The organism is Micromonospora sp. WMMC273 (genome assembly GCF_027460285.1).
Taxonomy (GTDB): domain Bacteria; phylum Actinomycetota; class Actinomycetes; order Mycobacteriales; family Micromonosporaceae; genus Micromonospora; species Micromonospora aurantiaca.
The window spans coordinates 6,243,115-6,265,746 of the sequence record NZ_JAPZBE010000001.1; the positions used below are offsets into that span (position 1 = coordinate 6,243,115).

The 22,632-nt window shown below is 73.0% G+C and carries 22 protein-coding genes; 10 read left to right on the top strand and 12 right to left on the bottom strand.

Annotated features, from left to right (window positions below):
* The first annotated feature begins 1 nt into the window (after window position 1).
* A complete protein-coding gene (locus O7611_RS29060) occupies window positions 2-913 on the top strand; it encodes an LLM class flavin-dependent oxidoreductase (protein ID WP_194800205.1) in 912 nt (303 codons plus the stop codon).
* On the opposite strand, the gene O7611_RS29065 is transcribed toward O7611_RS29060, so the two are convergent.
* Complete coding sequence (locus O7611_RS29065; protein WP_151500991.1) at window positions 910-1,323, bottom strand: ASCH domain-containing protein; 414 nt, start codon at window positions 1,321-1,323, stop codon at window positions 910-912. The genes O7611_RS29060 and O7611_RS29065 overlap by 4 nt on opposite strands.
* Before the next feature lie 40 nt (window positions 1,324-1,363).
* Window positions 1,364-1,912 (bottom strand): phosphoribosyltransferase, encoded by a 549-nt coding sequence (locus tag O7611_RS29070; protein ID WP_194800204.1) that lies wholly within the window; start codon window positions 1,910-1,912, stop codon window positions 1,364-1,366.
* A gap of 183 nt (window positions 1,913-2,095) precedes the next feature.
* Here O7611_RS29070 and O7611_RS29075 point away from each other — a divergent pair, with 183 nt between their 5' ends.
* The 4 genes from O7611_RS29075 (at window position 2,096) to O7611_RS29090 (ending at window position 6,351) form a co-directional block, all read left to right on the top strand.
* Window positions 2,096-2,728: a septal ring lytic transglycosylase RlpA family protein gene (locus tag O7611_RS29075; RefSeq protein WP_120572402.1), complete on the top strand. Its 633-nt coding sequence runs from the start codon at window positions 2,096-2,098 to the stop codon at window positions 2,726-2,728.
* A gap of 68 nt (window positions 2,729-2,796) precedes the next feature.
* The gene (locus O7611_RS29080; RefSeq protein WP_120572401.1) at window positions 2,797-3,924 is read left to right on the top strand and encodes a PP2C family protein-serine/threonine phosphatase; all 1,128 of its coding nucleotides are present in this window, start codon (window positions 2,797-2,799) and stop codon (window positions 3,922-3,924) included.
* A gap of 116 nt (window positions 3,925-4,040) precedes the next feature.
* The gene (locus tag O7611_RS29085) at window positions 4,041-5,897 is read left to right on the top strand and encodes an acyl-CoA dehydrogenase (RefSeq protein WP_269697906.1); all 1,857 of its coding nucleotides are present in this window, start codon (window positions 4,041-4,043) and stop codon (window positions 5,895-5,897) included.
* A gap of 184 nt (window positions 5,898-6,081) precedes the next feature.
* A complete protein-coding gene (locus tag O7611_RS29090) occupies window positions 6,082-6,351 on the top strand; it encodes a DUF6458 family protein (protein ID WP_013283345.1) in 270 nt (89 codons plus the stop codon).
* Window positions 6,352-6,357: 6 nt separating this feature from the next.
* On the opposite strand, the gene O7611_RS29095 is transcribed toward O7611_RS29090, so the two are convergent.
* On the bottom strand, window positions 6,358-7,224 hold the full coding sequence (locus tag O7611_RS29095) for an aldo/keto reductase family oxidoreductase (RefSeq protein WP_269697907.1): 867 nt from the start codon (window positions 7,222-7,224) through the stop codon (window positions 6,358-6,360).
* A gap of 130 nt (window positions 7,225-7,354) precedes the next feature.
* Here O7611_RS29095 and O7611_RS29100 point away from each other — a divergent pair, with 130 nt between their 5' ends.
* Entirely contained in the window at window positions 7,355-7,762 is a 408-nt protein-coding gene (locus O7611_RS29100; protein ID WP_194800200.1) for a winged helix-turn-helix transcriptional regulator, read from the top strand.
* Between the two features lie 9 nt (window positions 7,763-7,771).
* Here O7611_RS29100 and O7611_RS29105 read toward each other — a convergent pair whose 3' ends face one another.
* Complete coding sequence (locus O7611_RS29105) at window positions 7,772-8,308, bottom strand: SixA phosphatase family protein (protein ID WP_135242688.1); 537 nt, start codon at window positions 8,306-8,308, stop codon at window positions 7,772-7,774.
* Between the two features lie 117 nt (window positions 8,309-8,425).
* On the opposite strand from O7611_RS29105, the gene O7611_RS29110 reads away from it, so the two are divergent.
* On the top strand, window positions 8,426-8,716 hold the full coding sequence (locus O7611_RS29110; RefSeq protein ID WP_091413749.1) for a DUF6458 family protein: 291 nt from the start codon (window positions 8,426-8,428) through the stop codon (window positions 8,714-8,716).
* A 65-nt stretch (window positions 8,717-8,781) separates the two neighbouring features.
* Here the strand turns inward: O7611_RS29110 and trhA are convergent, their stop codons facing one another.
* Entirely contained in the window at window positions 8,782-9,459 is a 678-nt protein-coding gene (gene trhA / locus O7611_RS29115) for a PAQR family membrane homeostasis protein TrhA (RefSeq protein ID WP_174532829.1), read from the bottom strand.
* 75 nt (window positions 9,460-9,534) lie between these two features.
* Here trhA and O7611_RS29120 point away from each other — a divergent pair, with 75 nt between their 5' ends.
* From O7611_RS29120 to O7611_RS29130, 3 genes are read left to right on the top strand one after another with little or no spacing between them, the layout of a single operon-like run.
* A complete protein-coding gene (locus O7611_RS29120) occupies window positions 9,535-10,149 on the top strand; it encodes a 5-oxoprolinase subunit B family protein (protein WP_194800199.1) in 615 nt (204 codons plus the stop codon).
* Window positions 10,146-11,015, top strand: coding sequence for a biotin-dependent carboxyltransferase family protein (locus O7611_RS29125; RefSeq protein WP_194800198.1), 870 nt, complete (start codon window positions 10,146-10,148; stop codon window positions 11,013-11,015). Before O7611_RS29120 ends, O7611_RS29125 begins: the two co-directional genes overlap by 4 nt.
* Complete coding sequence (locus O7611_RS29130; protein WP_194800197.1) at window positions 10,999-11,748, top strand: LamB/YcsF family protein; 750 nt, start codon at window positions 10,999-11,001, stop codon at window positions 11,746-11,748. The genes O7611_RS29125 and O7611_RS29130 overlap by 17 nt, the downstream gene beginning before the upstream one ends.
* 9 nt (window positions 11,749-11,757) lie before the next feature.
* Here the strand turns inward: O7611_RS29130 and O7611_RS29135 are convergent, their stop codons facing one another.
* The 7 genes from O7611_RS29135 to O7611_RS29165 all read right to left on the bottom strand — a co-directional run bounded on the left by O7611_RS29135 (window position 11,758) and on the right by O7611_RS29165 (window position 22,141).
* On the bottom strand, window positions 11,758-13,599 hold the full coding sequence (locus O7611_RS29135) for an NHL domain-containing thioredoxin family protein (RefSeq protein ID WP_269697908.1): 1,842 nt from the start codon (window positions 13,597-13,599) through the stop codon (window positions 11,758-11,760).
* A 341-nt stretch (window positions 13,600-13,940) separates the two neighbouring features.
* The gene (locus O7611_RS29140; protein WP_269697909.1) at window positions 13,941-16,712 is read right to left on the bottom strand and encodes an LppU/SCO3897 family protein; all 2,772 of its coding nucleotides are present in this window, start codon (window positions 16,710-16,712) and stop codon (window positions 13,941-13,943) included.
* 348 nt (window positions 16,713-17,060) lie between these two features.
* On the bottom strand, window positions 17,061-17,198 hold the full coding sequence (locus O7611_RS29145) for a hypothetical protein (protein ID WP_013283356.1): 138 nt from the start codon (window positions 17,196-17,198) through the stop codon (window positions 17,061-17,063).
* Between the two features lie 223 nt (window positions 17,199-17,421).
* A complete protein-coding gene (locus tag O7611_RS29150; protein ID WP_194800424.1) occupies window positions 17,422-18,885 on the bottom strand; it encodes a dihydrolipoamide acetyltransferase family protein in 1,464 nt (487 codons plus the stop codon).
* A 5-nt stretch (window positions 18,886-18,890) separates the two neighbouring features.
* Window positions 18,891-19,880, bottom strand: coding sequence for an alpha-ketoacid dehydrogenase subunit beta (locus O7611_RS29155; protein ID WP_030269708.1), 990 nt, complete (start codon window positions 19,878-19,880; stop codon window positions 18,891-18,893).
* On the bottom strand, window positions 19,880-21,058 hold the full coding sequence (gene pdhA / locus O7611_RS29160; protein ID WP_013473399.1) for a pyruvate dehydrogenase (acetyl-transferring) E1 component subunit alpha: 1,179 nt from the start codon (window positions 21,056-21,058) through the stop codon (window positions 19,880-19,882). The genes O7611_RS29155 and pdhA overlap by 1 nt, the downstream gene beginning before the upstream one ends.
* 609 nt (window positions 21,059-21,667) lie before the next feature.
* Entirely contained in the window at window positions 21,668-22,141 is a 474-nt protein-coding gene (locus O7611_RS29165) for a hypothetical protein (RefSeq protein WP_269697910.1), read from the bottom strand.
* Window positions 22,142-22,632: the final 491 nt, after the last annotated feature.

A 22,632-nucleotide genomic window follows, 5' to 3' on the forward strand; every position in this document is an offset into this window, starting at 1 on the left:
GATGTCCGGCCCGGGTCGTACCCTGGCGATCATGCGAATCGGCATCGTGATCCTGCCCGACCAGCGCTGGTCGGAAGCACGTCGGCGGTGGGCCCAGGTGGACGAGTGGGGCTTCGACCACGCCTGGACCTACGACCACCTGGGCTGGCGTGACCTGGTCGACGGGCCGTGGTTCGACTCGTGGACGACGCTGACCGCGGCGGCCGGCGTGACGTCCCGGGTGAAGCTCGGCACGCTCGTGGCGTCGCCGAACTTCCGGCACCCGGCGGCGTTCGCCAGGCAGGTGACGGCGCTCGACGACGTGTCGGACGGCCGGGTGCTGCTCGGCCTGGGTGCCGGCGGCATCGGCTTCGACTCGGCGGTGCTCGGCGGCGAGACGCTTCCGCCCCGGCAGCGCGTGGACCGGTTCGCCGAGTTCACCGAGCTGCTCGACGCGATCCTGCGGGAGGACGGCACGACCTGGCGCGGGGAGTGGTTCACCGCAGTGGACGCGCGCAACAACCCGGGGTGCGTCCAGCAGCCCCGGGTGCCGTTCGTGATGGCCGCGAACGGTCCCCGCTCGATGCGGCTGGTCGCCCGGTTCGGGCAGGGCTGGGTCACCACCGGGCTCGGCGGCGACGACGTCGAGGCGTGGTGGGGCACGGTGACGGAGCTGTCCGAGCGGATGTCGCGGACGCTGGAGGAGGCCGGCCGTGACCCGGCGACGCTGGACCGCTACCTGTCGCTCGACTCCGCGCCGATGTTCTCGCTGACCAGCGCCGACTTCCTCGCCGAGCAGGTGGCCCGGGCGGCCGGGCTGGGCTTCACCGACGTGGTGACGCACTGGCCCCGGGCCAGCAGCTGGTACGCGGGTGACGAGGCGGTGCTGGTGGAGGCGGCGGCGCTGCTGCCGGAGCTGCGCCGGGCCGGCTAGGTGCCGACGCTGCCCTCGGTGGAGACCAGCCGGAACCGGAGGCAGACGATCCGGGTGTCGTCGGTGACCGGGGTGCCCTGCCGGGCCCAGTAGGCGCCGTGGCCCTCGCGCCACTCCTCGATCGACCGGTCGCCCTCGCCCTCCGCGCGGGCGAAGTCCCACGGCACGTCGGCGAAGCGCACCACCTCGACGCCGGTGACCTCCACGACGCCGACGAGCGCGTCGTTGTCGTCGACCAGGACCAGTCGCTCGCCGACGTACTCCAGTTCTTCGTTCTCGTCGTCGTACTCCTGCACGAGACCGGCGGTGGCGGTCTTCACGCCGGAGAGCACGAGGGTGTTGAGCCGGGTGCGCAGCTCGCCTGGTGTGCCGAGGGCGAGTGCGCGCAATCCACCGATGCGGGGCCACATGCCGCCGACGCTACGGCACGCTCCGCCACCGCCGGCGGGCTCACGGCAGGTCGGCGCCGGTCAGCAGGGCGCGCAGCCTCAGCCGCGCGGCGACCTCGGGCGGGCAGGTCGCGACGAGCGCGGCGGCGCCGATCAGGTCGGCCCCGGCGTCCCGGACGACCCGGCTGAGCGCGTCGAGCTGGGCGCCGGTGTCGACCCAGTCGTCGACCAGCAGCACCCGGTCGCCGGTGCCGAGCCGCCGGCCGTCCACGCCGACCCGCAGCCGCCGTTCCCGGTAGTCGGGGGGTGTCTGCGCCCAGCGCGTCGGCCCGACCCGGCGCCGCTCGCCGCCGTCCTTGTACGCGGGCAGGAACCCGGCACCGGCGGCGACCGCGACGAGGGGGCCGAGCAGCAGCCCGGTCACCTCGGGGGCGATCACGACGGTCGGGCGGTCCTCGGGGAACAGCCCGGCCACTGCCGGCCCGACCTGGGCCAGCACCTCGGGGTCACGCCACCAGCCGGAGATGTCGCTGACCAGGTGGGTGCTGCCCGGGCCGGGGTCGATCCACCGGAAGAGCTCGACCAGGCGACGACTCAGCACGCTTTCCATCCTGGCGGATCCACGGTTTCCGTCCCGGCGGATCGGTGGGCCGTTCGGCCGATCGACGGTGGCGTGATCGGCTACACGTACCAGGGTAAATGCGGGCATAGCACCATGATCACGTTGACTTCGGAAGTGCTTCTCTCGTTACGGTCCGGGCCGGTTTGTTCAGCTGACGAAAGGACCGGGCCGGTGGCTGCTAGGCACCTTCGTACCCGCAAGTTCTCCTCGCCCGCCGCCATCGCCGCGACCGCGGCGGTCGGTGTGGCGCTCGCGGTCGGCGGTACCGTCGGCGCCGTGCGGCTCACCTCCGCCGAGCCGCCCGCCGCACCGGTCGCGGTCGAGACGCTGCCCAGCACGCCCGCCCCCACGTCGGCCGCCCCCTCGCCGAGCGCGTCGGCCTCGCCGAGCGCGAGCCTCAGCCCGTCGCCGAAGGCCACTCCGAGCCCGAAGGCGAGCCGTACGCAGGCAGCCTCCCGGAGCAAGGCTCGGACCGCCTCCCCGTCCCCGACGGCGAAGAAGACGAGCAGCCCGAAGGTCGTGGACAGCGGCTCCTGCGGCGCCTCCTTCTACGCCGAGGGCCAGATGACGGCGAACGGCGAGACGTTCAACCCGAACGCGCTCACCGCGGCGCACAAGACGCTGCCGTTCGACACCAAGGTCCGGGTCACCAACCCGGCCAACGGCAAGTCGGTGGTGGTGCGGATCAACGACCGTGGCCCGTTCATCGAGGGCCGGTGCCTGGACCTGTCCCGCGCCGCGTTCGCGACCATCGCCGCCACCGGCCTCGGCCACGTGAACGTCCGGTACGAGGTGCTCGGCTGACCGGCCACTCGGGCAGAACTTCCACGACCGACGGGCCAGGTTCATTCTCCCGTCCACGTCCATCAGGCATGCTGTCCGATGTACGCACGCAACCCTTCCAGCCGGGCCGAGGCCCGCTGAGTCCCGGATCCCGCGCCGGTCTCGGCGCGGCCCTCGCGCTGCTCGCGATCGTGGTCGCGGTGGAGCTGGCCGACGGCCGTCCGGCGCACTATCTCGCGTTGATGGTCGTCGCGCCGTTCCTCGCGGCGGCGCTGGCGTCCTGGCGGGTGGTGCTCGTGGTCGGCGGCCTGGCCACCGCCATCGGTGTCGGCTTCGCCGTCGCGGAGCGGGGCAGCCCGCTGGTGACTGTGGTCAACGTGACGGCTGTGGGGGCGGCCACCGCGATCGCGGCCGCCACGGCGGCGATACGCCAGCGCCAGGCGGACCGGATCGCGGAGCTGTCCCGGCTCGCCTCGGTCGCCCAGCAGGCGGTGCTGCGGCCGCTCGGCCCGCAGGTCGGCACGCTTGCGGTGGCCGCCCGGTACATCTCGTCCACCGCCACTGCGGAGATCGGCGGCGACCTGTACGAGGTGATGGACACCCCGTACGGCGTGCGCATGATCATCGGTGACGTACGGGGCAAGGGGCTGGACGCGGTCCGCCTGGCCAGCATCGTCCTCGGCTCCTACCGGCACGTCGCGTACGAGCGGGCCGACCTGCGCGCGGTGGTGACCGACCTGGACCGCGCGGTGGCCCGCAACGTCGGCGACGAGGACTTCGTCACCGCGGCCCTGGTCGAGGAGCGCGGCGGCACGCTCACCATCGTCAACTGCGGGCACCCGCCGCCGCTGCTGCTGCGCCGGGGCGCGGTGATCCCGCTGGAGCCGCCCGCGCCAGCGCCGCCGCTCGGCTTCATGCCAGTGGTCCGCCCCCGGGTGGAGCGGCTGGAACCGGGTGACCGGCTGCTGCTGTTCACCGACGGGCTGGGCGAGGCGCGCCGGGACGGCGAGTTCTTCCCCACCGCCGACCGCGCCTGGCGGCTGCTCGGCCACGGCACCGTCGCGGACGGGCTGGCCTCGTTGGAGACCGCCCTGGTCGAGTGGGTGCACGGCCGGCTCGACGACGACATCGCGCTGGTCCTGATGGAGTACGTCGGCCCGCGCAGCACCACCGCATCCCCGGTACCGAGCTGGGAGGTCGGCGCCGCCGACGGATGAACGGGAAGTGTGTAATCGCTGTCACTTCCGAGATCCGCTTGTCGTTGCCTACCGGCGAGTAATACAGTCTGGAGTTACTGATCGGTAACACCTGTCCGGAAGCGGGGCCAGCGAGCATGACCCACTACAAGAGCAATGTGCGGGACCTCGAGTTCAACCTGTTCGAGGTATTCGGGGCGGACCGGACGCTCGGCCAGGCGCCGTTCACGGACCTGGACGTCGACACCGCCCGCAGCTTCCTCGGCGAGGTCGACCGCCTCGCCCGCGAGGATCTGGCCGCCAGCTACTCGGACAGCGACCGCAATCCGCCGGTCTTCGACCCGGCGACGTTCACCGCGCCGCTGCCGGAGTCGTTCAAGAAGTCGTACAAGGCGTTCATGGACTCCGAGTTCTGGCGCCTGGACCTGCCGGAGTCCCTGGGCGGCACCAACGCCCCGCGCGCCCTCTGGTGGTCGCTCGCCGAGCTGGTGCTCGGCGCCAACGCCCCGATCTGGATGTACGCCTCCGGCCCGTCCTTCGCCCACGTGCTGCACGTCGAGGGCACCGAGGAGCAGAAGAAGTGGGCCCGGCTGTTCATCGACAAGCAGTGGGGCTCGACCATGGTCCTCACCGAGCCGGACGCCGGCTCGGACGTGGGCGCCGGCCGTACCCGCGCGATCCAGCAGCCGGACGGCTCGTGGCACATCGAGGGCGTGAAGCGGTTCATCACCTCCGGTGAGCACGACCTGAGCGACAACATCGTCCACTACGTGCTGGCCCGTCCGGTCGGCGTCGAGGGCGTCGGCGGCCCGGGCACCAAGGGCCTGTCGCTGTTCGTCGTGCCGAAGTACCACTTCGACGCCGAGACCGGCGAGCTGGGCGAGCGCAACGGCGTCTACGCGACGAACGTCGAGCACAAGATGGGCCTGAAGGTCTCGAACACCTGCGAGGTGACCTTCGGCGAGCACGGCGTACCGGCCAAGGGCTGGCTGCTGGGCGAGAAGCACGACGGCATCCGCCAGATGTTCATGATCATCGAGTACGCCCGGATGCTGGTCGGCACCAAGGCGATCGCCACGCTCTCCACCGGCTACCTCAACGCCCTGGAGTACGCCAAGAACCGGGTGCAGGGCGCCGACCTCACCCAGATGGCCGACAAGACCGCCCCGCGGGTGACCATCACCAACCACCCGGACGTGCGCCGCTCGCTGCTGCTGCAGAAGTCGTACGCCGAGGGCCTGCGCGCGCTCGTCTGCTACACCGCGACCTGGCAGGACAAGGTCACGATCGCCGAGGCGGCCGGTGACGAGAAGGCCACCAAGCTGGCGAAGCGGGTGAACGACCTGCTCCTGCCGTTGGTCAAGGGCGTCGGTTCGGAGCGGGCGTACGAGCTGCTCGGTCACGAGGCGCTCCAGACCTACGGCGGTTCCGGCTTCCTCCAGGACTACCCGCTGGAGCAGTACGTCCGGGACGCCAAGATCGACACCCTGTACGAGGGCACCACCGCGATCCAGAGCCTCGACCTGATCTTCCGGAAGATCGTCCGGGACAACGGCAAGGCCCTGATGGCGGTCGCCGCCGAGATCCAGGAGCACATCGCCTCCGAGGCCGGCAACGGCCAGCTCAAGGAGGAGCGTCAGGCGCTCGGCAAGGCGCTCGCCGAGATCCAGAACATCCTCGGCGTGATGACCGGCTGGCTGGGCGAGGCCCAGGGCGGCGACACCCGCGCGCTCTACAAGGTCGGCCTGAGCAGCCGCCGGTTCCTGCTGGCGATCGGCGACCTGGTGGTCGGCTGGCTGCTGCAGAAGCAGGCGGACGTGGCGCTGAAGGCGCTGGCCGGCGAGGTCTCCGCGGCCGACAAGTCCTTCTACACCGGCAAGGTCGCCGCGGCCCGGTTCTTCGCCCGCGAGGTGCTGCCCCGCATCGGCGCCGACCGGCGGATCATCGAGGGCACCGACCTGGAGATCATGGACCTCCCGGAGGAGGCTTTCTGAGCCCTTCCGGGGGCTTTCATCCCTGAAACGTCACTCTCCCCCTCATGACGACGGCCGGCGGGCACCAGCCCGCCGGCCGTCGTCGTGCGCGCGGCCCGGGTGGATAGGCGGCCCGTTGGCGGGTAACCGTCGCGGACCACGACCGAGTACGCCCAAGGCCATCGCACGGGGGAGTGCAGCGCACATGGGCATTGGTAGCGCCATCTTTCTCATCGCGCTCGGCGCGATCATGACCTTCGCCATCCGGGCCAACGTCTGGTGGATCGACCTGCGCGCGGTCGGCTGGGTGTTCATCCTGGCCGGGCTGGGCGTCCTGCTGACCACGCTGTGGTTCTGGCAGGACCGCCGCAAGCGGGCCCGTACGCTCATCGTGGAGGAGAACCGGCTCTCGCATCCGACAGCGATGATGCCGCCGCCGCCCGACCCGCCGCCGCCGACGGCCCCGCCGTCCTGACGCGTCTCAGCGGCCGATCCGGTCCAGCTCGGCGAGGTCGTCGCCGGAGAGCGCCAGCCCGGCGCCGGCGATGTTCTCGCGCAGGTGCGCGACGGATTTGGTGCCGGGGATCAGCAGGATGTTCGGTGAGCGCCGCAGCAGCCAGGCCAGGGCGACGCCCATCGGTGTCGCCCCCAGGCGCTCGGCCACCGCCGACAACGCCGAGGACTGCAACGGGGTGAACCCGCCGAGCGGGAAGAACGGCACGTAGGCGACACCCTGCCGGGCCAGTTCGTCGATCAGGTCGTCGTCGCCGCGGTGGGCCAGGTTGTACTGGTTCTGCACGCAGACGATCGGCGCGATCGTCTGCGCCTCGGCCACCTGCTCCGGCGTCACGTTGCTCAGGCCCAGGTGGCGGATCAGACCCTCCTGCTGGAGCGCGGCGAGCGTGTCCAGCGCCTCGGTGAGCGATCCGGGCTGCGGCCCCGTGGCGTCGCCGAGCCGCAGGTTCACCAGGCCGAGCGCGTCCACGCCGAGCGTCTCCAGGTTCTCCCGGACCTGCCGGCGCAGGCTCTCCGGATCCCGTGCGGTGGGCCACCCGCCCTGCTCGTCCCGGTCCGCGCCGACCTTGGTGACGACGTGCAGCGAATCCGGGTACGGGTGCAGCGCCTCCCGGATCAGCCGGTTCGTGACGTGCGGCCCGTACGCCGCGCTGGTGTCGATGTGGGTGATGCCGAGCGCGACCGCCTCGCGCAGCACCGCCAGGGCGCCGTCGTGGTCGGCCGGCGGTCCCATCACCCAGGGGCCGGCGAGCTGCATCGCGCCGTAGCCGAACCGGGTGACGGTCAGGTCGCCCAGCGTCCAGGTGCCGCCGGGCAGGGTGGTGCGGGCCATGCGTGTACCTCTCGTCGTTTTCGCGACGCCGCCGGATCGGGGCGTCCGGCTTCCACTATCGAGGTGTAACTTTCCATCGGGAAGTAGGCACCTCAAAGTGCGTAGCTCACCGGCGTGGCAGGAGCAGAGCATGAGCAAGGCCGAGTACGACGCGTTCCTGGCCGGGTGCCCCAGCCGGCAACTGCTCGACCGGATCACCGACAAGTGGGTCACGTTGGTGCTGGCCGCGTTGCGCACCGACGGCTCGCACCGGTTCGGAGCGGACTGCGCCGGTGAGCCGCGACCGAGGCGATACTCCGAGCTGTTCCGCACGCTGCCCGGGGTCAGTCAGAAGATGCTCACCCAGACGCTGCGCGCCCTGGAGCGCGACGGAATGATCACCCGCACCGTGGAGCCGACAGTGCCGGTGACTGTCACCTACGAGCTGACCGACCTCGGGTTCTCCCTGCACGAGATGATCCGGGGCCTGAAGACCTGGGCCGAGACGCACATGGACGACGTGCTCGCCAACCGGGCGACCTACGACAGCCGGGCCTGAGCCGTCCGTTCAGGCGCGGGCGGTGTGGCGGCCGGTGATCGGCGCGTTCCCCGGCGCGAGGTCGGCCCAGCGGGTCGTCGGCCGGTGCACCACCAGGTCGGTGGTCCGTAGCCCGTCCGGGTCGGCCCGCTGCGGATCGAGCAGCGCCGACAGCAGAGAGATCCCCGGGTTGTGCGCGACGAGCAGCACCGTCCCGGCGGTCGGCTCGACCGTCCACAGCAGCTCCAGCAGCTGATCCGGAAGCGCGTCGTACGCGGTCACCTCGTATCGCACCGCGGGAGCCGAGCCCGCCGGACCGCCCTCCGGCGGGGAACCGCTCATGCCCATCGCCACGTCGTGCCAGGTCTGCCGGGTGCGCCGGGCGGGCGAGCAGAGGACCACGTCGGGGAGCAGCGCGTGCCGGGCCAGCCAGGCGCCCGCGGTGGCGGCGTCGGCGTGCCCGCGCGCGGTGAGCGACCGGTCCGTGTCCGGGAGGTCACCGGACTGCTCGGCCTTGGCGTGCCGCAGCAGCACCAGCGTCCGCTGCCCGTTCCTGCCGTCCGTCATACCGCCCAGCTTGCCTGATTGACGATCAAAGCGCCTGGGTATGTCGATGTGTGCCGCTACCTCATCCATGGCCGCGGCGGGCAGGAAACGCCAGCAGGACGCCAAGGAGGCGACGTCATGGGCATCGGTGCCAGCATCTTCCTCATCGCGCTCGGCGCGATCTTCGCGTTCGCCGTCGACGCCAATCTCGGATGGCTGAACCTCAACGTGGTGGGCTGGGTGCTCATGCTCGCCGGCGTCGCCGGCCTGCTCACCACGCTCTACTTCTGGAACAGCCGCCGCCGTGTGGTGGCCGCTCCGGTACGCGAGCAGGTCGTCGCCGAGCCGGTGGTGCCGGTGCGCGACGACCGCGTCGTACGCGAGGAGTACCGCGAGGTGCGCCGTCCGGGCTCGGGCTACCCGGCCTGACCCCCGAGAACCCGAGGGCCCCGCAACGGAGCGGGGCCCTCGCGCATGTCCGGGGTCCGCCCGGGTCAGGCGAACAACGCGAAGTAGATCGCGATGTGGTGGCAGATCGCCGCGACGAGCGTGCAGGCGTGGAAGAACTCGTGGTGGCCGAAGACGGTGGGCCACGGGTTCGGCCGGCGCAGCGCGTAGAACACCGCGCCCACGCTGTAGATCGCGCCGCCCACGCTCAGCAGCACCAGCGCGGTCACGCCACCGGAGTGCAGGATCTGCGGCAGCATGGCCACCGCTACCCAGCCGAGCGCCAGGTAGAGCGGGGCGGAGACCCAGCGTGGCGCGTGCGGCCAGATCAGCTTGACCGCCACGCCCGCGATCGCGCCGCCCCAGACCAGGCTCAGCATGATCGTGGCCTGCCGGGTGTCCAGCAGCAGCGCGCAGAACGGTGTGTAGGTGCCGGCGATGAACACGAAGATCATCGAGTGGTCCATCCGGCGCATGATCTGGTAGCCGCGTTCGGACCAGACCCGCCGGTGGTAGAGCGCGCTGGTGCCGAACAGCCCGCACACGGTGAAGCTGTAGATCAGGCAGCTCACCAGCGGCGCCCAGCCGGGACGACCGGCGGCGATCGAACACAGCACGATGCCGCAGACGAGAGCGGCGAAGAACGCGTAAGCGTGCAGCCAGCCGCGCATGCGCGGCTTCCCGATGTCGGCCGGCCGGAGCCGGAACGGTGCGGAGGTCGTCACCTCAATAGGTTACGACGGCGTAGGTTACTTGCAAGTAGTGTGGACCGTCACCTCACCCGGCGGGAGGATGACCGGATGCTGATCCGGCCGGTCGGGGCGTACGCCCTGCTCCTCGACTGCGACGACGCGGAGCAGGCACAGGCGTGGCGGGCCGAACTGTGGCGCCGGCGCGAGGCGGGCGAGCTGACCGCCACCGAGATCGTCCCCGGCGCGGTCACCGTGCTGCTCGACGGCGTACCGGACCCGCAGGCGGCAGCCGCGCGGATCGCTGCCTGGCACCCCCGGACCGCCGCCTGCGGCGCGGCCACCACCGAGGTCCGGGTGCCAGTCGTGTACGACGGTGAGGACCTCCCGCTTGTCGCCGACCACTGGCAGGTGGACGTGCCCGCGGTCGTGGACCGGCTGCGGCGTACCGAGTTCCGGGTCGCGTTCTGCGGGTTCGCACCGGGGTTCGCTTACCTGACCGGGCTGCCGCCCGAGCTGGCGGTGCCCCGGCTCGCCACGCCCCGTACCCGGGTGCCGGCCGGCTCGGTCGCGCTCGCCGGCCCGTACGCGGGCATCTACCCCGCCGCGTCACCCGGCGGCTGGCTGCTCGTCGGCCGCACCGACCTGCCGCTGTTCGACGTGCACGCCGACCCGCCCGCCCGGCTCACCCCCGGCAGCCGCGTCCGGCTGGTCGACGCGCCGTGATCGAGGTGCTGCGTGCCGGGGCGCTCACCACCGTTCAGGACCAGGGGCGGCCCGGGTGGGCGCACCTCGGCGTACCCCGCTCCGGCGCGCTCGACCCGGCCGCCCTGCGCCTGGCCAACCGGCTCGTCGGCAACGACGAGGACGCCGCCGGGCTGGAGATCACCATGACCGGCTGCGCGCTGCGCGTCACCCGGGCCGTGGCTGTCGCCCTCACCGGCGCCCCGGCCGACGTGGTCGTCGAGTGGCCGGCCGGGGCCGCGCAGCGCCGCCCGGGGGACGTGGGACGGCCGCTGGCGCTGCCCGCCGGGGCGGTGCTGCACGTCGGACCGGCCCGCGCCGGGGTACGGACCTGGCTGGCGGTCAGCGGCGGGATCGCTGTCGAGCCGGTGCTCGGCAGCCGCGCCACCGACACGCTCTCCGGCCTCGGCCCGCCGCCGCTGCGCGACGGGGACCGGCTGCCCCTCGGCACCCCGGCCGGCCCACCCGCACCCGTCGACGTCCCCGTCACCGGGCCGGTCCCGGACGAGCTACAGCTGAGCGTGCGCCCCGGCCCCCGGCAGGACTGGTTCACCCCCGAGGCGCTCGATCTGCTGTGCCGCGCCGCGTACACGGTGAGCCCGGACAGCAACCGGGTCGGCGCACGGCTGGCCGGCGCGACGCTGACCCGCGCGGTCGCCGGCGAACTGCCCAGCGAGGGTCTGGTGCTCGGCGCGGTGCAGGTGCCGCCGGACGGCCGGCCGCTGGTCTTCCTGGCCGACCACCCCACCACCGGCGGGTACCCGGTCATCGGGGTGGTGGACGACGTGACAGCGCTCGCCCAGGCCCGGCCAGGCACTACGGTGACGTTCCATGGACCTCAACGCTGACCTGGGCGAGGGATTCGGAAGCTGGCGGCTCGGCGACGACCACGCGCTGCTCGACCTGATCAGCTCCGCGAACGTCGCCTGCGGCTTCCACGCCGGTGACGCGACCACCATGCACCGGGTCTGCGCCGGCGCCGCCGAACGCGGCGTCGCGGTGGGCGCTCAGGTCGGCTACCGGGACCTCGCCGGCTTCGGCCGGCGGCACATCGCGTACGACTTCGCCGAACTACGCGACGAGACGATCTACCAGCTCGGGGCGCTCGACGCGTTCTGCCGCCGGTACCGCACCAGGGTCCGCTACCTCAAGCCGCACGGCGCGCTCTACCACGCAGTGGCCCGCGACGAGGGCCAGGCCGCCGCGCTGGTGGCGGCGATCAGCGGGTACGACCACGAGCTGCCGGTGCTCTGCCAGCCCGGCACCGTGCTGGCCCAGCTCGCCGCGGGCGCCGGGCTGCGGGTGGTGGCCGAGGGCTTCGCCGACCGCAACTACCTTCCCAACGGCACGCTCGTGCCGCGCAGCTCACCCGACGCGCTGGTGACCGACCCGGAGCAGGTGGCCGTCCGGGCGGTACGGATGGCCGTCGAGCGCACGCTGGTCGCCGTGGACGGGACGGTCATCCCCGCCCCGGTCGAGTCGATCTGCCTGCACGGGGACACGCCCGGTGCGGTGCGCTGCGCGGAGCTGGTCCGCGCCGCGCTCATCGACGCCGGGGTGACCCCCACCCCGTTCACCTGAACGGAGCGGTCAGGACTCGTCCATGCCGCGCAGGACCAGCGGCACGCGGGTCGCGCCACCGGTGACCACCCGGACCGGCACCCCCCAGTCCTGCCGCGTCAGGTGGCAGGCCGCGTGCTCCACGTCGGCGTCGCAGGTCGCCGCCTGGGCGGTCACCTGGAGCACCCCCTGCGCCACGTCGCCGCTCACCACCAGCCTGCGGGACAGGTCGGTGGTCGTGCCCGCGCCCTCGACCAGCAGCTCCGGCGGGGACGCCGAGACCACCAGCCGGGTCGACGGCCCGTACGTCTCGTCGAGCTTCTGCCCCGGCGCCGGCGTGAAGATCACGTCGAGCGTCAGCTCCCCGGCCGCCACGTCGGTGGGCTTGCGCTCCAGCCGGTGCCGGGGGCCGTCCACCGTGCTCGCGCCGGCCGAGGTCAGCGCGCCCGGCGCCAGCCGGGTCAGCCGGTGCGCGGCCGACTCGACCACCAGCACGTCGCCCTCACCGGTGAGCACCAGGTCGCTCGGCTCGGCCAGCCCGTCCGCCACGGTGCCCACCTGGCCGGTCTCCGGGTCGAAACGGCGCACCGCCCCGTTGTACGTGTCGGCGATCAGCACCGAACCGTCGGGCAGCGCGCACACGCCCAGCGGGTGCTGGAGCAACGCCTGGTCGGCCGGGCCGTCGACGTGCCCGAAGTCGAACAGGCCCTGACCGACGGCGGTGTGCATCTCGCCGCCGGAGACCCACCGGATCGCGCTGGTCTCGCTGTCGGCCACCCAGAGGCGGGTGCCGTCGGCCGAGACCGACAACCCGGACGGCTGGGCCATCCACACGTCCGGCAGCGGGCCGTCGCGCAGCGCCTCGACAGTGGTCCCGGCGTACATGCCGGCGGTCCGCTTCATCGGGTCGAACCACCAGAGCTGGTGGATGCCGGCCATCGCCACGATCACCCGGTCGTCGTACCAGGCCACGTCCCAGGGGGAGGACAGGTCGACGGCACGGGCGTCGTGCGCGTGGTCGTCGACTGTCGAGCGCCACTGCCGCCCGGTGCCGGCCACGGTGACCACCTCGCCGGAGGACAGCCGTACGCCGCGCAGCAGGTGGTTGACCGTGTCCGCGACGACCACGTCGTAACCGGCCACCTCGGCCACGTGCGGCGGCAGCAGGCAGAGCCCTTGCGGCTCGGCGAACGTGGCGGCGGAGGCTGGGCCGTCCGTACGACCCCGGGAACCGGCGCCGATGCGGCGGACCACCGTCTCGCCGTCGGCGGCCAGCTCGACCAGTGAGTGCCGGGCCGAGTCGCTGACCAGCAGGTTCCCGCCGTCGAGCGGCAGCGCCTTGCCGGGGAACCGCAGCACCGTGTCCGGCTCGGCCGGCGGCACGTACGGGCCCTCGCCCCGGTGCAGCGTGCCCTTCGCCTCGTGGGTGGCGATCAACTCGTCGATCAGCCGGGCCAGCCCTTCGGCGTGCCCCTCGCCGGCCATTGTGGCGACCACGTAGCCCTCGGGGTCGACCACGGCGAGCGTCGGCCACGCCTTGGCCGCGTACTGCTGCCACATGTCCATCTCGGCGTCGTCGAGCACCGGGTGGTGCACGCCGTACCGCTCGACGGCCGCGGCCAGCGCCGCCGGGTCCTTCTCGTGCTCGAACTTCGGCGAGTGCACGCCGATCACGACCAGGACGTCGCCGTACTTGTCTTCGAGCGGGCGCAACTCGTCGAGCACGTGCAGGCAGTTGATGCAGCAGAACGTCCAAAAATCTAGGATGACGCAACGACCTCGGAGGTGCCGCAATGTCAGGTTTCGTCCGCCTGTGTTGAGCCAAGCGCGACCGCGAAGCTCGGGAGCTCGTACCCGTGGTGCAGAGGTCATGCGGCCAAGCCTGCCACGCCGCTAACGACGCCGTCAGAGGCCCTAGCAACGCCAAACGGCCCCAGCTCCAGCTGGACTAGTTACCGGGCCGAACAGGCGCGGGATGGGGTCCTACGGGGGTCACGCGCAGCGGCGGCTCGTCGGGACGGGCCGGACATGCCGAGGACGCTAGGGCCCTGGCGGGACTAGATGCAAGCGTCTTTCAGGACTTACAGGAGTCGAGCAGGACGATCTTGCCGCGCAGGTCGGCCAGCATGACGGCCTTGCCGCCGGTGTTCAGCACACCGATACGGCGCGGAGCGCCCACCCCGGCGAGGGGTGGGCGCTCCGCGTACGTGTGGTTACTGGCCGGCGGGCTTCAGGCAGAGCACCCGGGTGGTCCCGCCGCCCTCGACCGAGACCGAGGGCTGCGACAGATCGGCGCACTTGTCCTTGTTGTCCACCTTCGACACCACGCTGAACGCGCCCGGCTCGCCGCAGTCGGCGGCCACGGCGCTCGTGCCGGACTGCTTCACGCAGGAGCCGACCGCCGGGTCGAAGCCCGCCGACTTGTCGCCGCCGACCTTGCCGAGCAGCGTGAGCAGACCCAGCGGTACGGCGAGGATGAGCACCGCCGCGATCAGCACGGCGGCGAGCACCCGGCCGTTGCGCACCTTCGGCGGGGGCGCCTCGGTCTGCGACTCGGTGGCATCCGGCTTGAACGCGTCGAAGCGGCCCTGCTCCGGCTCGGTGCCGGGCCCGTCCTGCGCCCACGCCGGCGGGGCCTGCTGGGGCGGCGGGAAGGCGTTCGGGCCCGCCGGGCCCTGGCCGGGCACCGCGACCGAGGCGCGTCCCCCGGCGGACGGGCCGAACCGGTCCGGCTCGCCGAACGGTTCCGGCCGGCCGGCCGGGCTGCCGAACGGCGCCTGCTGCCCACCCGGACCGCCGAACGGGTCGGGCTGACCGCCCTGGTTGCCGTACGGATCCTGGTGACCGCCCGGACCGCCGAACGACTCCTGCTGACCGCCGGGACCGTACGGGTCCGGCCGGCTACCCGGGCCGCCGAACGCGTCCTGGCCGCCGGGAGCGCCGTACGGGCTCTGCGGGCCGCCGAACGGGTCACGGGCGGCGGCGGGCTGCTCGCCGCCCGGGTGCACGCCGTTTGCCGGGCGGGTGTTGCCGGGCGGGTCCACGAAGGACGGCACACCGACCGGGAACGACGGCGGCGCGGCCGGCGAGGAGGGTGCTCCGGCGTACCCGTGCGGGCCGTCGGCGTCCTCGGATCGCGACTGCGGGCCGGGGAAGCCGTTGCCGTGCGGCCCGTCCTGGCCGGGGAACCCGGACTCGTCCTGCTCGGGGGCGTCCTCGGGCTCCGGGCGGGCGGGCCGCCCGTACACGCGGGGCTGCGGCGTGGGGCCGCCGGTCGGCAGCGGCTGGTCGGACGGCGGGGTGACCCGGCTGGCTACCGGCACCGATGCGCTCGCCGAGACCGGGCCGCCCTCCGGGGAGGTACGCGGGCCGGGAACGGCGGGCGACTGCGGCTCCTCCGGGCGGGACGCGTTCCAGCCGCCGTCGCCACGCTCCGGCTCGTACCCCTGGGGTTCGGGGCCCGGGTGGTCGGCGGGCGACGACGCGGCCAGCGCGGCGCCCGGCACCCGCTGCTGCTGTGCCGGCAGCGGCACCGCGTTGCCGGGGGAGATGCCCGGCGCGGGCGCGGGCTGGTAGGCCGGGGCGGAGTCCTCGGACCGGCCCCACGCCTCGGCCTGCGGCCACGGCTCGGGCGACGGTGCGGCCGGACGCTCGTCCTGGTTGCCGCCCCAGCCGGCGGGCGCGTCCGACGACGGCGCGGACACGCTCGCGCGGGCCTCGACCGGCGCGGCGGCGCCCCAGGCGGGCTGCGCCTGCTCGTCCGACGGCCGCGCGGGTTCGCGCTGCTGCGGTACGGCGGCGCCGTCGCCCCAGCCGCCGGACTGCCGGCCCTGGTTCGGCTCCCAGCCGCCCGGCTGTGCCGCCTCGGCGGGGTTCGCGGCGCGCCCGGCGGCCCAGCCGCCCGAGCGGTCCGGGTCCTCGGTGCGGGCCGGCTCGTCCCAGCCGCCGGACCGGTTCTCGGCCTGCGGGGCGGGCCAGCCGCCGGAACGCTGTCCCTCGTCGTGCTGCGGCCCGCCGGTCGCGCGCCAGCCGCCGCTGTCCTCGGCCGAGCGGTTGTCCTGATCGGACTGCTCCGGAGTGGACCAGGCGTTGTCCGGCCGGGTGGCGCCGGGCACCGAGACGGCTGCGGCGGCCCGGGCGGGCGGGTCGGCCGGCGGCCAGGTGGCGCCGGTCTGCTGACCCGGCGCCCAGGCCGGCTGGCTCTCCCGCGGGTTCCAGCCGCCCGAGCGGTTCGGGTCGTCGGACGCGGCGGGCTGCTCGTCGCGCGGGGCCCAGCCGCCGGAGCGGTTCGGGTCGTCCTGCTGCTGCTGCTGCGCGGCGGCCCAGCCACCGGCGCGACCGGAGGCGTCCTCGTGCTGCCCGCCGGTGGGCGCGAAGCCGCCGGAGCGGTTCGGGTCGTCCGCGGGGGCGGGCGTGACCCAGGTCTCGTTCGGCACGGTGGCCGGGGCGGGCACGTAACCGGTGTCGCGGGCGGCCGGGTCACCGGACGGCGACCAGCCCTGCTGCTGCTCGCCGGCGTTCCACCCCTGGCGGTTCTGCTCGGCGGCGGCCCAGGGGGCCTGCGACGGCTCGGCCGGGCTGCCCGGCGGCGTGGCGGACCAGGCGGGCGGCGCCTGCTCGGCGCCGCGATCAGGGCCGGGCTGCTCCTGGTTGCCCCAGGCGGGGCCACCGGAGCCGGACCAGGCGGGGTTGCCCTGGTCGTTGCCGCCCCAGGCGGGCTGCGGGACCTGGGCGGTCGCCCGCCCGGTCACCGGCTGCCCGGCGGGCGGGGCCCATGCGGGTGGCTGGTCGTCGTTCGCGGCCCAGGCCGGGGCCGGCTGCGCGGGCCGACCGGCCGGCGGGGGCGGTGCCCAGCCGAGGTCGGGTGCGCCGTTGTACCCGTTTTCCTGCTGCGCCGGCTGATCGCCGTACGGCACCGGTCCGCCGGTGCCCGGCGACACCTCGCCCGGCTCCTGGCCGGGGCGGTGCGGAGCCTCGGACGTCATGGGTGCGCCTCCTCCATCACAGGTCGGCCGCCGATGCCGGTCGGGAGAACCGTCGGCACGACTACCGGCGTCGCCGGCGGGTACCGGCCGTGCGGGCTCCCCGCACCGTATCCGGTGGTCGCCCGAGGCCGCTCGGGGGAGCATCAGCGGTCACCGAAAGTCACCGGACGACGTCGATGGGTTTCGCTGTCTCGTATCCGTCCGGAGTCAGCCGGTTGGCGACCGTGCCAACCGTACCGGGCGGTGAAGCGAGGTGGAATCCCGGTGCCGACCGATACCGGTACGCCGAAGACCCGCCCGGAGTCGGGCGGGTCTTCGGACTGGAGGAGGTGAGAAAGGTCTGTGGCGTCAGCTCATGTGACGCTGGGCGATGGCGAGAAGCTCCTCCCGGACCGCGGGCGAGTTGGCGGAACGCAGCGCGTGCTCGATGGCGCGGGCGCGGCGGTTGGCGTCGCGGCGGGTGCGGATTCGCTCGATCATGCTCATCTTGGGTCTCTCCTCCTGGCTATTCGGTTGTCAGCCCCTTGATGTCTCTATTTAAGCGCACCGGGCCCGTCATCGCCATCGATTATTAGGTGAGCTGAACCACGTACCTACGGATCGTAGGTCCACCCGCCCCTTGATCCTATGATTCCGTTCCCAAAACGGTTACGGCCGGTGTGCCGGGCGTTCACCCTCGGCACACCGGCCGTGACCGGAGCGTGGTGCGTCAGGTCCAGGCGAGCAGTGCCGCCTCCGGGTCGGCCAGGAAGTCCCCGATGTCGCGGAGGAACTTCGAGCCCAGCTCACCGTCGATGATCCGGTGGTCGAAGGAGAGGCCGAGCGTGGTCACCAGGCGCGGCTTCACCTTGCCCTTGTGCACCCACGGCTGCTCCCGTACGGCGCCGAAGGCGAGGATCGCCGACTCGCCCGGGGGCAGGATCGGCGTACCGGTGTCGACGCCGAAGACGCCCACGTTGGTGATGGTGAGCGTGCCGCCGGACATGTCCGCCGGGGACGTCTTGCCCGACTTCGCGGTCTGCACCAGTTCCGTCATCGCGTCCGCCAGCTCGCGCAGCGAGAGCCGCCCGGCGTCCTTGATGTTCGGCACGATCAGGCCGCGCTCGGTGGCCGCCGCGATGCCGAGGTTGACGTACTCCTTCACCACGATCTCGTCACCGGCCCAGGTCGAGTTGACCATCGGGTGCCGCTTGACCGCCAGGAGCACCGCCTTGGCGACCAGCAGCAGCGGCGAGACGCGTACGTCCCGCCACTCGCGCCGCTCGCGCAGCCGGTCCAGCGCCTTCATCGCCCGGGTCACGTCGACGGTCAGGAACTCCGTCACGTGCGGGGCGGTGAACGCCGAGCGGGCCATGTTCTCCGCGGTGAGCTTGCGTACCCCCTTGACCGGGATGCGCTGCTCGCGGTCCGCGCCGAAGCTCGCGGCCGACGCGGCCGGTGCCGCGACCGTCTGCGGTTCGGCCGCCGCCGGGGTCGCGCTCGCCGCCCGCTGCACGTCCTCACGGGTGATCGAGCCGAGCGGACCCGAGCCGGTGAGCGTGGCCAGGTCGATGCCGAGATCCTTCGCCAGCTTGCGGACCGGCGGCTTGGCCAGCACCGGACCGGTGACCCGGCCGTTGCCGTTGACCGCCGACGCCGGAGCGGGTGCCACCGGCGCGGGAGCGACAGGCGCGGGCGCCACCGGGGCGGCGGCCTGAGCCGGTGCCGGCGCGTCGCCCTTGCGCGGGCGGCGCTTGGCCGGGGCGTTGCGCGGGCCGTAGCCGACCAGCACGGCGGTGCGCCCACCCGGGGCCACACCACCGATCAGGCCCGGCTCGACCATGCCCTCGGCCGGCGCGACCTGGACCGCGGCGAGCGACGCGGCAGACGGTGCGGGCAGGTCCGACGCGGGGGTCGCGGTCGTCGACTCCTCGATCGGCCCGGCGTTCGGGTCGGTATCGATCGCGATGATCGGCACGCCGACCTCGACCGTGGACCCCTCCGGGTGGAAGATCGCCTGCACCCGGCCGGCCCACTTCGCCGGGATCTCGACCGCCGCCTTGGCGGTCTCCACCTCGACGATCGGCTGGTTCAGCTCGATGTCATCGCCGACCTTGACCAGCCAGGCGAGGATCTCGCCCTCGGTCAGGCCCTCGCCCAGGTCGGGAAGGTTGAACTCCTTGATCCGGGACATGCCGCTCACCAGCCGAACGTGCGGTCGACGGCGTCGAGCACCCGGTCCAGGTCGGGCAGGTACTCCTCCTCCACCCGGGCGGCCGGGTAGGGGGTGTCGAAGCCGGTCACCCGCAGCACCGGAGACTCCAGGGAGTAGAAGCACTCCTCGGTGATCCGGGCCGCGATCTCCGACCCGAGACCCAGGTTGCCCGGGGCCTCGTGCACTACTACGCAGCGGCCGGTGCGCCGTACCGACTCGTACGCGGCGGTCAGGTCCAGCGGCGAGATCGTGCGCAGGTCGATGACCTCCAGCTCGCGGCCGTCCTCGGCGGCGGCGGTGGCCGCGTCGAGCGCGGTGCGGACCATCGGGCCGTACGCCAGCACCGTCGCGTCGGTGCCGGGCCGCGCGACCCGGGCCGAGTGCAGCGGGTACGCGTCGGCGATCGGCGCGTCCAGGTCCACCGGACCCTTCTCCCAGTAGCGCCGCTTCGGCTCCAGGAACACGATCGGGTCGTCCGACGCGATCGCCTGCTGGATCATCACGTACGCGTCCTGCGGGTTCGCGCAGCTCACCACCTTGAGACCGGCGGTGTGCGCGAAGTACGCCTCGGGCGACTCGGAGTGGTGCTCGACCGCCCCGATGCCGCCGCCGAACGGGATGCGGATGACCATCGGGATCCGCACCTTGCCCTGCGAGCGATAGTGCATCTTCGCCACCTGCGACACGATCTGGTCGTACGCGGGGTAGACGAAGCCGTCGAACTGGATCTCGCAGACCGGCCGGAAACCACGGATGGCCAGGCCGACGGCGGTGCCGATGATGCCGGACTCGGCCAGCGGGGTGTCGATCACGCGTTGGTCGCCGAAGTCCTTCTGGAGGCCGTCGGTGATCCGGAACACGCCGCCGAGCTTGCCGACGTCCTCGCCCATGATGACGACCTTGGGGTCGTTCTCCAGGGCCCGCCGCAGGCCGGTGTTCAGTGCCTTGCCGAGGGTGAGCGTCTCCGTGGCCATCAGTGCGCGCTCCCCTCGAAGGACTCCATGTACTGCGTGAACCGGGCCCGCTGCTCGTCCAGTTCGGGAGAGCCGTTGGGGTAGACGTGGTCGAACATGGTCACCGGCTGCGGGTCGGGCATGGCGAGCACGCGCTCGCGCAGGTGCACCGACTCGGTGCGGGCCTGCTCGTCGACAGCGGTGAAGAACGACTCGTCGGCGATCTTCTGCTTGGTCAGGAACGCCTTCATCCGGGCGATCGGGTCCTTCGCCTGCCACGCCTCGACCTCGCTGGCGATGCGGTAGCGGGTCGGGTCGTCGGAGGTGGTGTGCGCGCCCATCCGGTAGGTGTACGCCTCGATCAGGCTCGGGCCCTGGCCGTTGCGCGCGTTGTCCAGCGCGTGCCGGGTCACCGCGTACGACGCGAGCACGTCGTTGCCGTCCACCCGGACGCCGGGGAAGCCGAACCCGCCGGCCCGCCGGTACAGCGGCACGCGGGTCTGTCGCTCCAGCGGCTCGGAGATGGCGTACTGGTTGTTCTGGCAGAAGAACACCAGCGGGGCGTTGAAGACGCTGGCCCAGACGAACGACTCGTTGACGTCGCCCTGGCTGGTGGCGCCGTCGCCGAAGTAGGCGATGACCGCCTCGCCGTCCTCGCCGCCGGTCTTGCCGTCCATGGCGACACCCATTGCGTACCCGGTCGCGTGCAGGGTCTGCGCCCCGATCACGATCGTGTACATGTTGAACTTGAACTCGTTCGGGTCCCAGCCGCCCTGGTCGACGCCGCGGAACAGGCCCAGCGGCATGATCGGGTCGATGCCGCGGCAGTAGAGCACGCCGTGCTCGCGGTAGGTCGGGAAGGCCATGTCCTGCGTACGCAGTGCCCGGCCGGAGCCGACCTGCGCGGCCTCCTGGCCCAGCAGACTGGCCCAGAGTCCCAGCTCGCCCTGGCGCTGCAGAGCGGTGGCCTCGGCGTCCAGCTTGCGGACCAGCACGAGGTCGCGGTACAGCCCGCGGTACTCCTCGTCGGTGAAGTCGACGCGATACTCGGTCCCGTCCGGGCCGAGCGCGCTCTCGATCCGCTCACCCTCGGGGGTCAGCAGTTGTACGAGTTCCGGTTCACCGGTCGCGGCGGCGCGTCTGGTTCGGGGTGCGGCCCGCTTGCTGCGGGTGGCGGCCCCGGGGTCGCCCTTTGCCATCCGTCTCTCCCTGTCTGTCTGCGCCGGCGCCGGGGGTTACCCGAGCCGAGCACCTCGTGCGCCCGCCCGGCTGGTGCCGGGTCGGTCCCTGGCGACCGCGCCTGACCCCGGTAGGGGTTGCCGCGCGGCGTGAGCCGGAGTCGGTCGGGGACAGACCCAGGCCCGGGAGCGCCGGCACCGTTCCGCACCAGCCGCGGGGTACGCGGAGGTGGCGGCTGCGTTGCCGTCGTGTCTGAATGATTGCAGAGGAGGTGAGCGGGCCCACAGTATGGCCTCCCTCGCCGGTGAGGTTCGATCGGGTTCACGACGGATAAGCGCTTTGTCCGCAGTGGTGGATGCGGCCGACGTACAAAATGTGTGTCGACACGCGGTTGCGGCTGGTGAACTGAGCGTCACTGGGTCAAGCTTGCGGTGAGCTGTTGCGCGGCATTTGTCCGAATATCCGCGCGTGCTCTTCGTCCGTCCGTGCGTGAGGAGTGTGCCGGTGTCCGAACCAGAGGGTCCGCCCGGTACGCCCTTCCTCGGCCGGCACCGGGCACTGCCCGCCTCACCGTACCGCCGGGTCGTGGGCGCCCACCGCGCCACCGGGACCGGCGGTCCCAGCCGCGGCTACCTGCTCACCGTGGCGTTGCTCGCCGGCACCGCGTCGATGCCGATCCTCGCCGCGATCAGCACCGGATCCGCCACGGTCGGCAACAGCGCCCTCCCCGACACCAGCACCCCGTTCCTGCCGACCCCCTCGGTCGGCCCGGTGGTGATCCCGATGCCCCACGGCACCCAGGCCCCGGCGCCGTCCACGCCCACGCCCGCCGTCGGCGTGACCTCGGTGCCCCCGGCGCGGCCAGTGCTCCCGGCGGCGCCGGCCCTGCCCGACGACAGCGACCTCGGCTCCCGGCACCGGTCCCGCCCGGTCGCCGCGCCCCCGCCGCCGTCCACGCCGGTCCGGCCCACCCCGATCCGCCCGCCGCGCCCGTCGCCGATGCCCTCACCGTCGCCGTCACACTCGCCGTCGCCGTCGCACTCGCCGTCGGACCCGGCCACGCCGACGCCCGAGCCGAGCCCGAGCCCCGAGCCGTCCGTCACGACCGCCGAGCCGACGCCCTCGGGAGGCTCGTCCGGCCCGTCCAGCCCATCGGATCCGTCAGGTCCCGCCGACCCGTCGAGTCCCGCCGAGCCGTCGGGTTCTGCTGCTCCGTCGGGTTCCGCTGATCCGTCGGGTCCTGCCGGGCCGTCCGCCACCTCTGTTCCGTCCGGCCCGTCGGTGTCCCACACCTCATGATCGACACCACTCCGGCGTAGTGGTGTGGTCCCGCCTGGCCCGATGCAGCCACTTCGCCGAGGTGGTGTGGATCAACGAGGGGTGAGGTGATTGGGGGCTGGCGCCGGCATGATCGACACCAGTACGGCGTGGTGGTGTGGTCACGAGCGGCTTGATACGGCCACCTCGCCGGAATGGTGTGGATCAACGAGGTTCGGGGGAAGCCCCGCGTGTCGGGCGGGGTGGTCCCGATGCGCGCGGGTCGCATGATCGACACCACTTCGCCGTGCTGGTGTGGTTCCGACCGGCTCGATGC

Coding starts and splice junctions, on each gene's coding strand:
- O7611_RS29060 (WP_194800205.1), top strand. CDS start 2: ATGTCCGGCCCGGGTCGTACCCTGGCGATCATGCGAATCGGCATCGTG.
- O7611_RS29065 (WP_151500991.1), bottom strand. CDS start 1,323: ATGTGGCCCCGCATCGGTGGATTGCGCGCACTCGCCCTCGGCACACCA.
- O7611_RS29070 (WP_194800204.1), bottom strand. CDS start 1,912: ATGGAAAGCGTGCTGAGTCGTCGCCTGGTCGAGCTCTTCCGGTGGATC.
- O7611_RS29080 (WP_120572401.1), top strand. CDS start 2,797: ATGCTGTCCGATGTACGCACGCAACCCTTCCAGCCGGGCCGAGGCCCG.
- O7611_RS29085 (WP_269697906.1), top strand. CDS start 4,041: ATGACCCACTACAAGAGCAATGTGCGGGACCTCGAGTTCAACCTGTTC.
- O7611_RS29090 (WP_013283345.1), top strand. CDS start 6,082: ATGGGCATTGGTAGCGCCATCTTTCTCATCGCGCTCGGCGCGATCATG.
- O7611_RS29095 (WP_269697907.1), bottom strand. CDS start 7,224: ATGGCCCGCACCACCCTGCCCGGCGGCACCTGGACGCTGGGCGACCTG.
- O7611_RS29100 (WP_194800200.1), top strand. CDS start 7,355: ATGAGCAAGGCCGAGTACGACGCGTTCCTGGCCGGGTGCCCCAGCCGG.
- O7611_RS29105 (WP_135242688.1), bottom strand. CDS start 8,308: ATGACGGACGGCAGGAACGGGCAGCGGACGCTGGTGCTGCTGCGGCAC.
- O7611_RS29110 (WP_091413749.1), top strand. CDS start 8,426: ATGGGCATCGGTGCCAGCATCTTCCTCATCGCGCTCGGCGCGATCTTC.
- O7611_RS29120 (WP_194800199.1), top strand. CDS start 9,535: ATGCTGATCCGGCCGGTCGGGGCGTACGCCCTGCTCCTCGACTGCGAC.
- O7611_RS29130 (WP_194800197.1), top strand. CDS start 10,999: ATGGACCTCAACGCTGACCTGGGCGAGGGATTCGGAAGCTGGCGGCTC.
- O7611_RS29135 (WP_269697908.1), bottom strand. CDS start 13,599: ATGACCTCTGCACCACGGGTACGAGCTCCCGAGCTTCGCGGTCGCGCT.
- O7611_RS29140 (WP_269697909.1), bottom strand. CDS start 16,712: ATGACGTCCGAGGCTCCGCACCGCCCCGGCCAGGAGCCGGGCGAGGTG.
- O7611_RS29145 (WP_013283356.1), bottom strand. CDS start 17,198: ATGAGCATGATCGAGCGAATCCGCACCCGCCGCGACGCCAACCGCCGC.
- O7611_RS29150 (WP_194800424.1), bottom strand. CDS start 18,885: ATGTCCCGGATCAAGGAGTTCAACCTTCCCGACCTGGGCGAGGGCCTG.
- O7611_RS29155 (WP_030269708.1), bottom strand. CDS start 19,880: ATGGCCACGGAGACGCTCACCCTCGGCAAGGCACTGAACACCGGCCTG.
- pdhA (WP_013473399.1), bottom strand. CDS start 21,058: ATGGCAAAGGGCGACCCCGGGGCCGCCACCCGCAGCAAGCGGGCCGCA.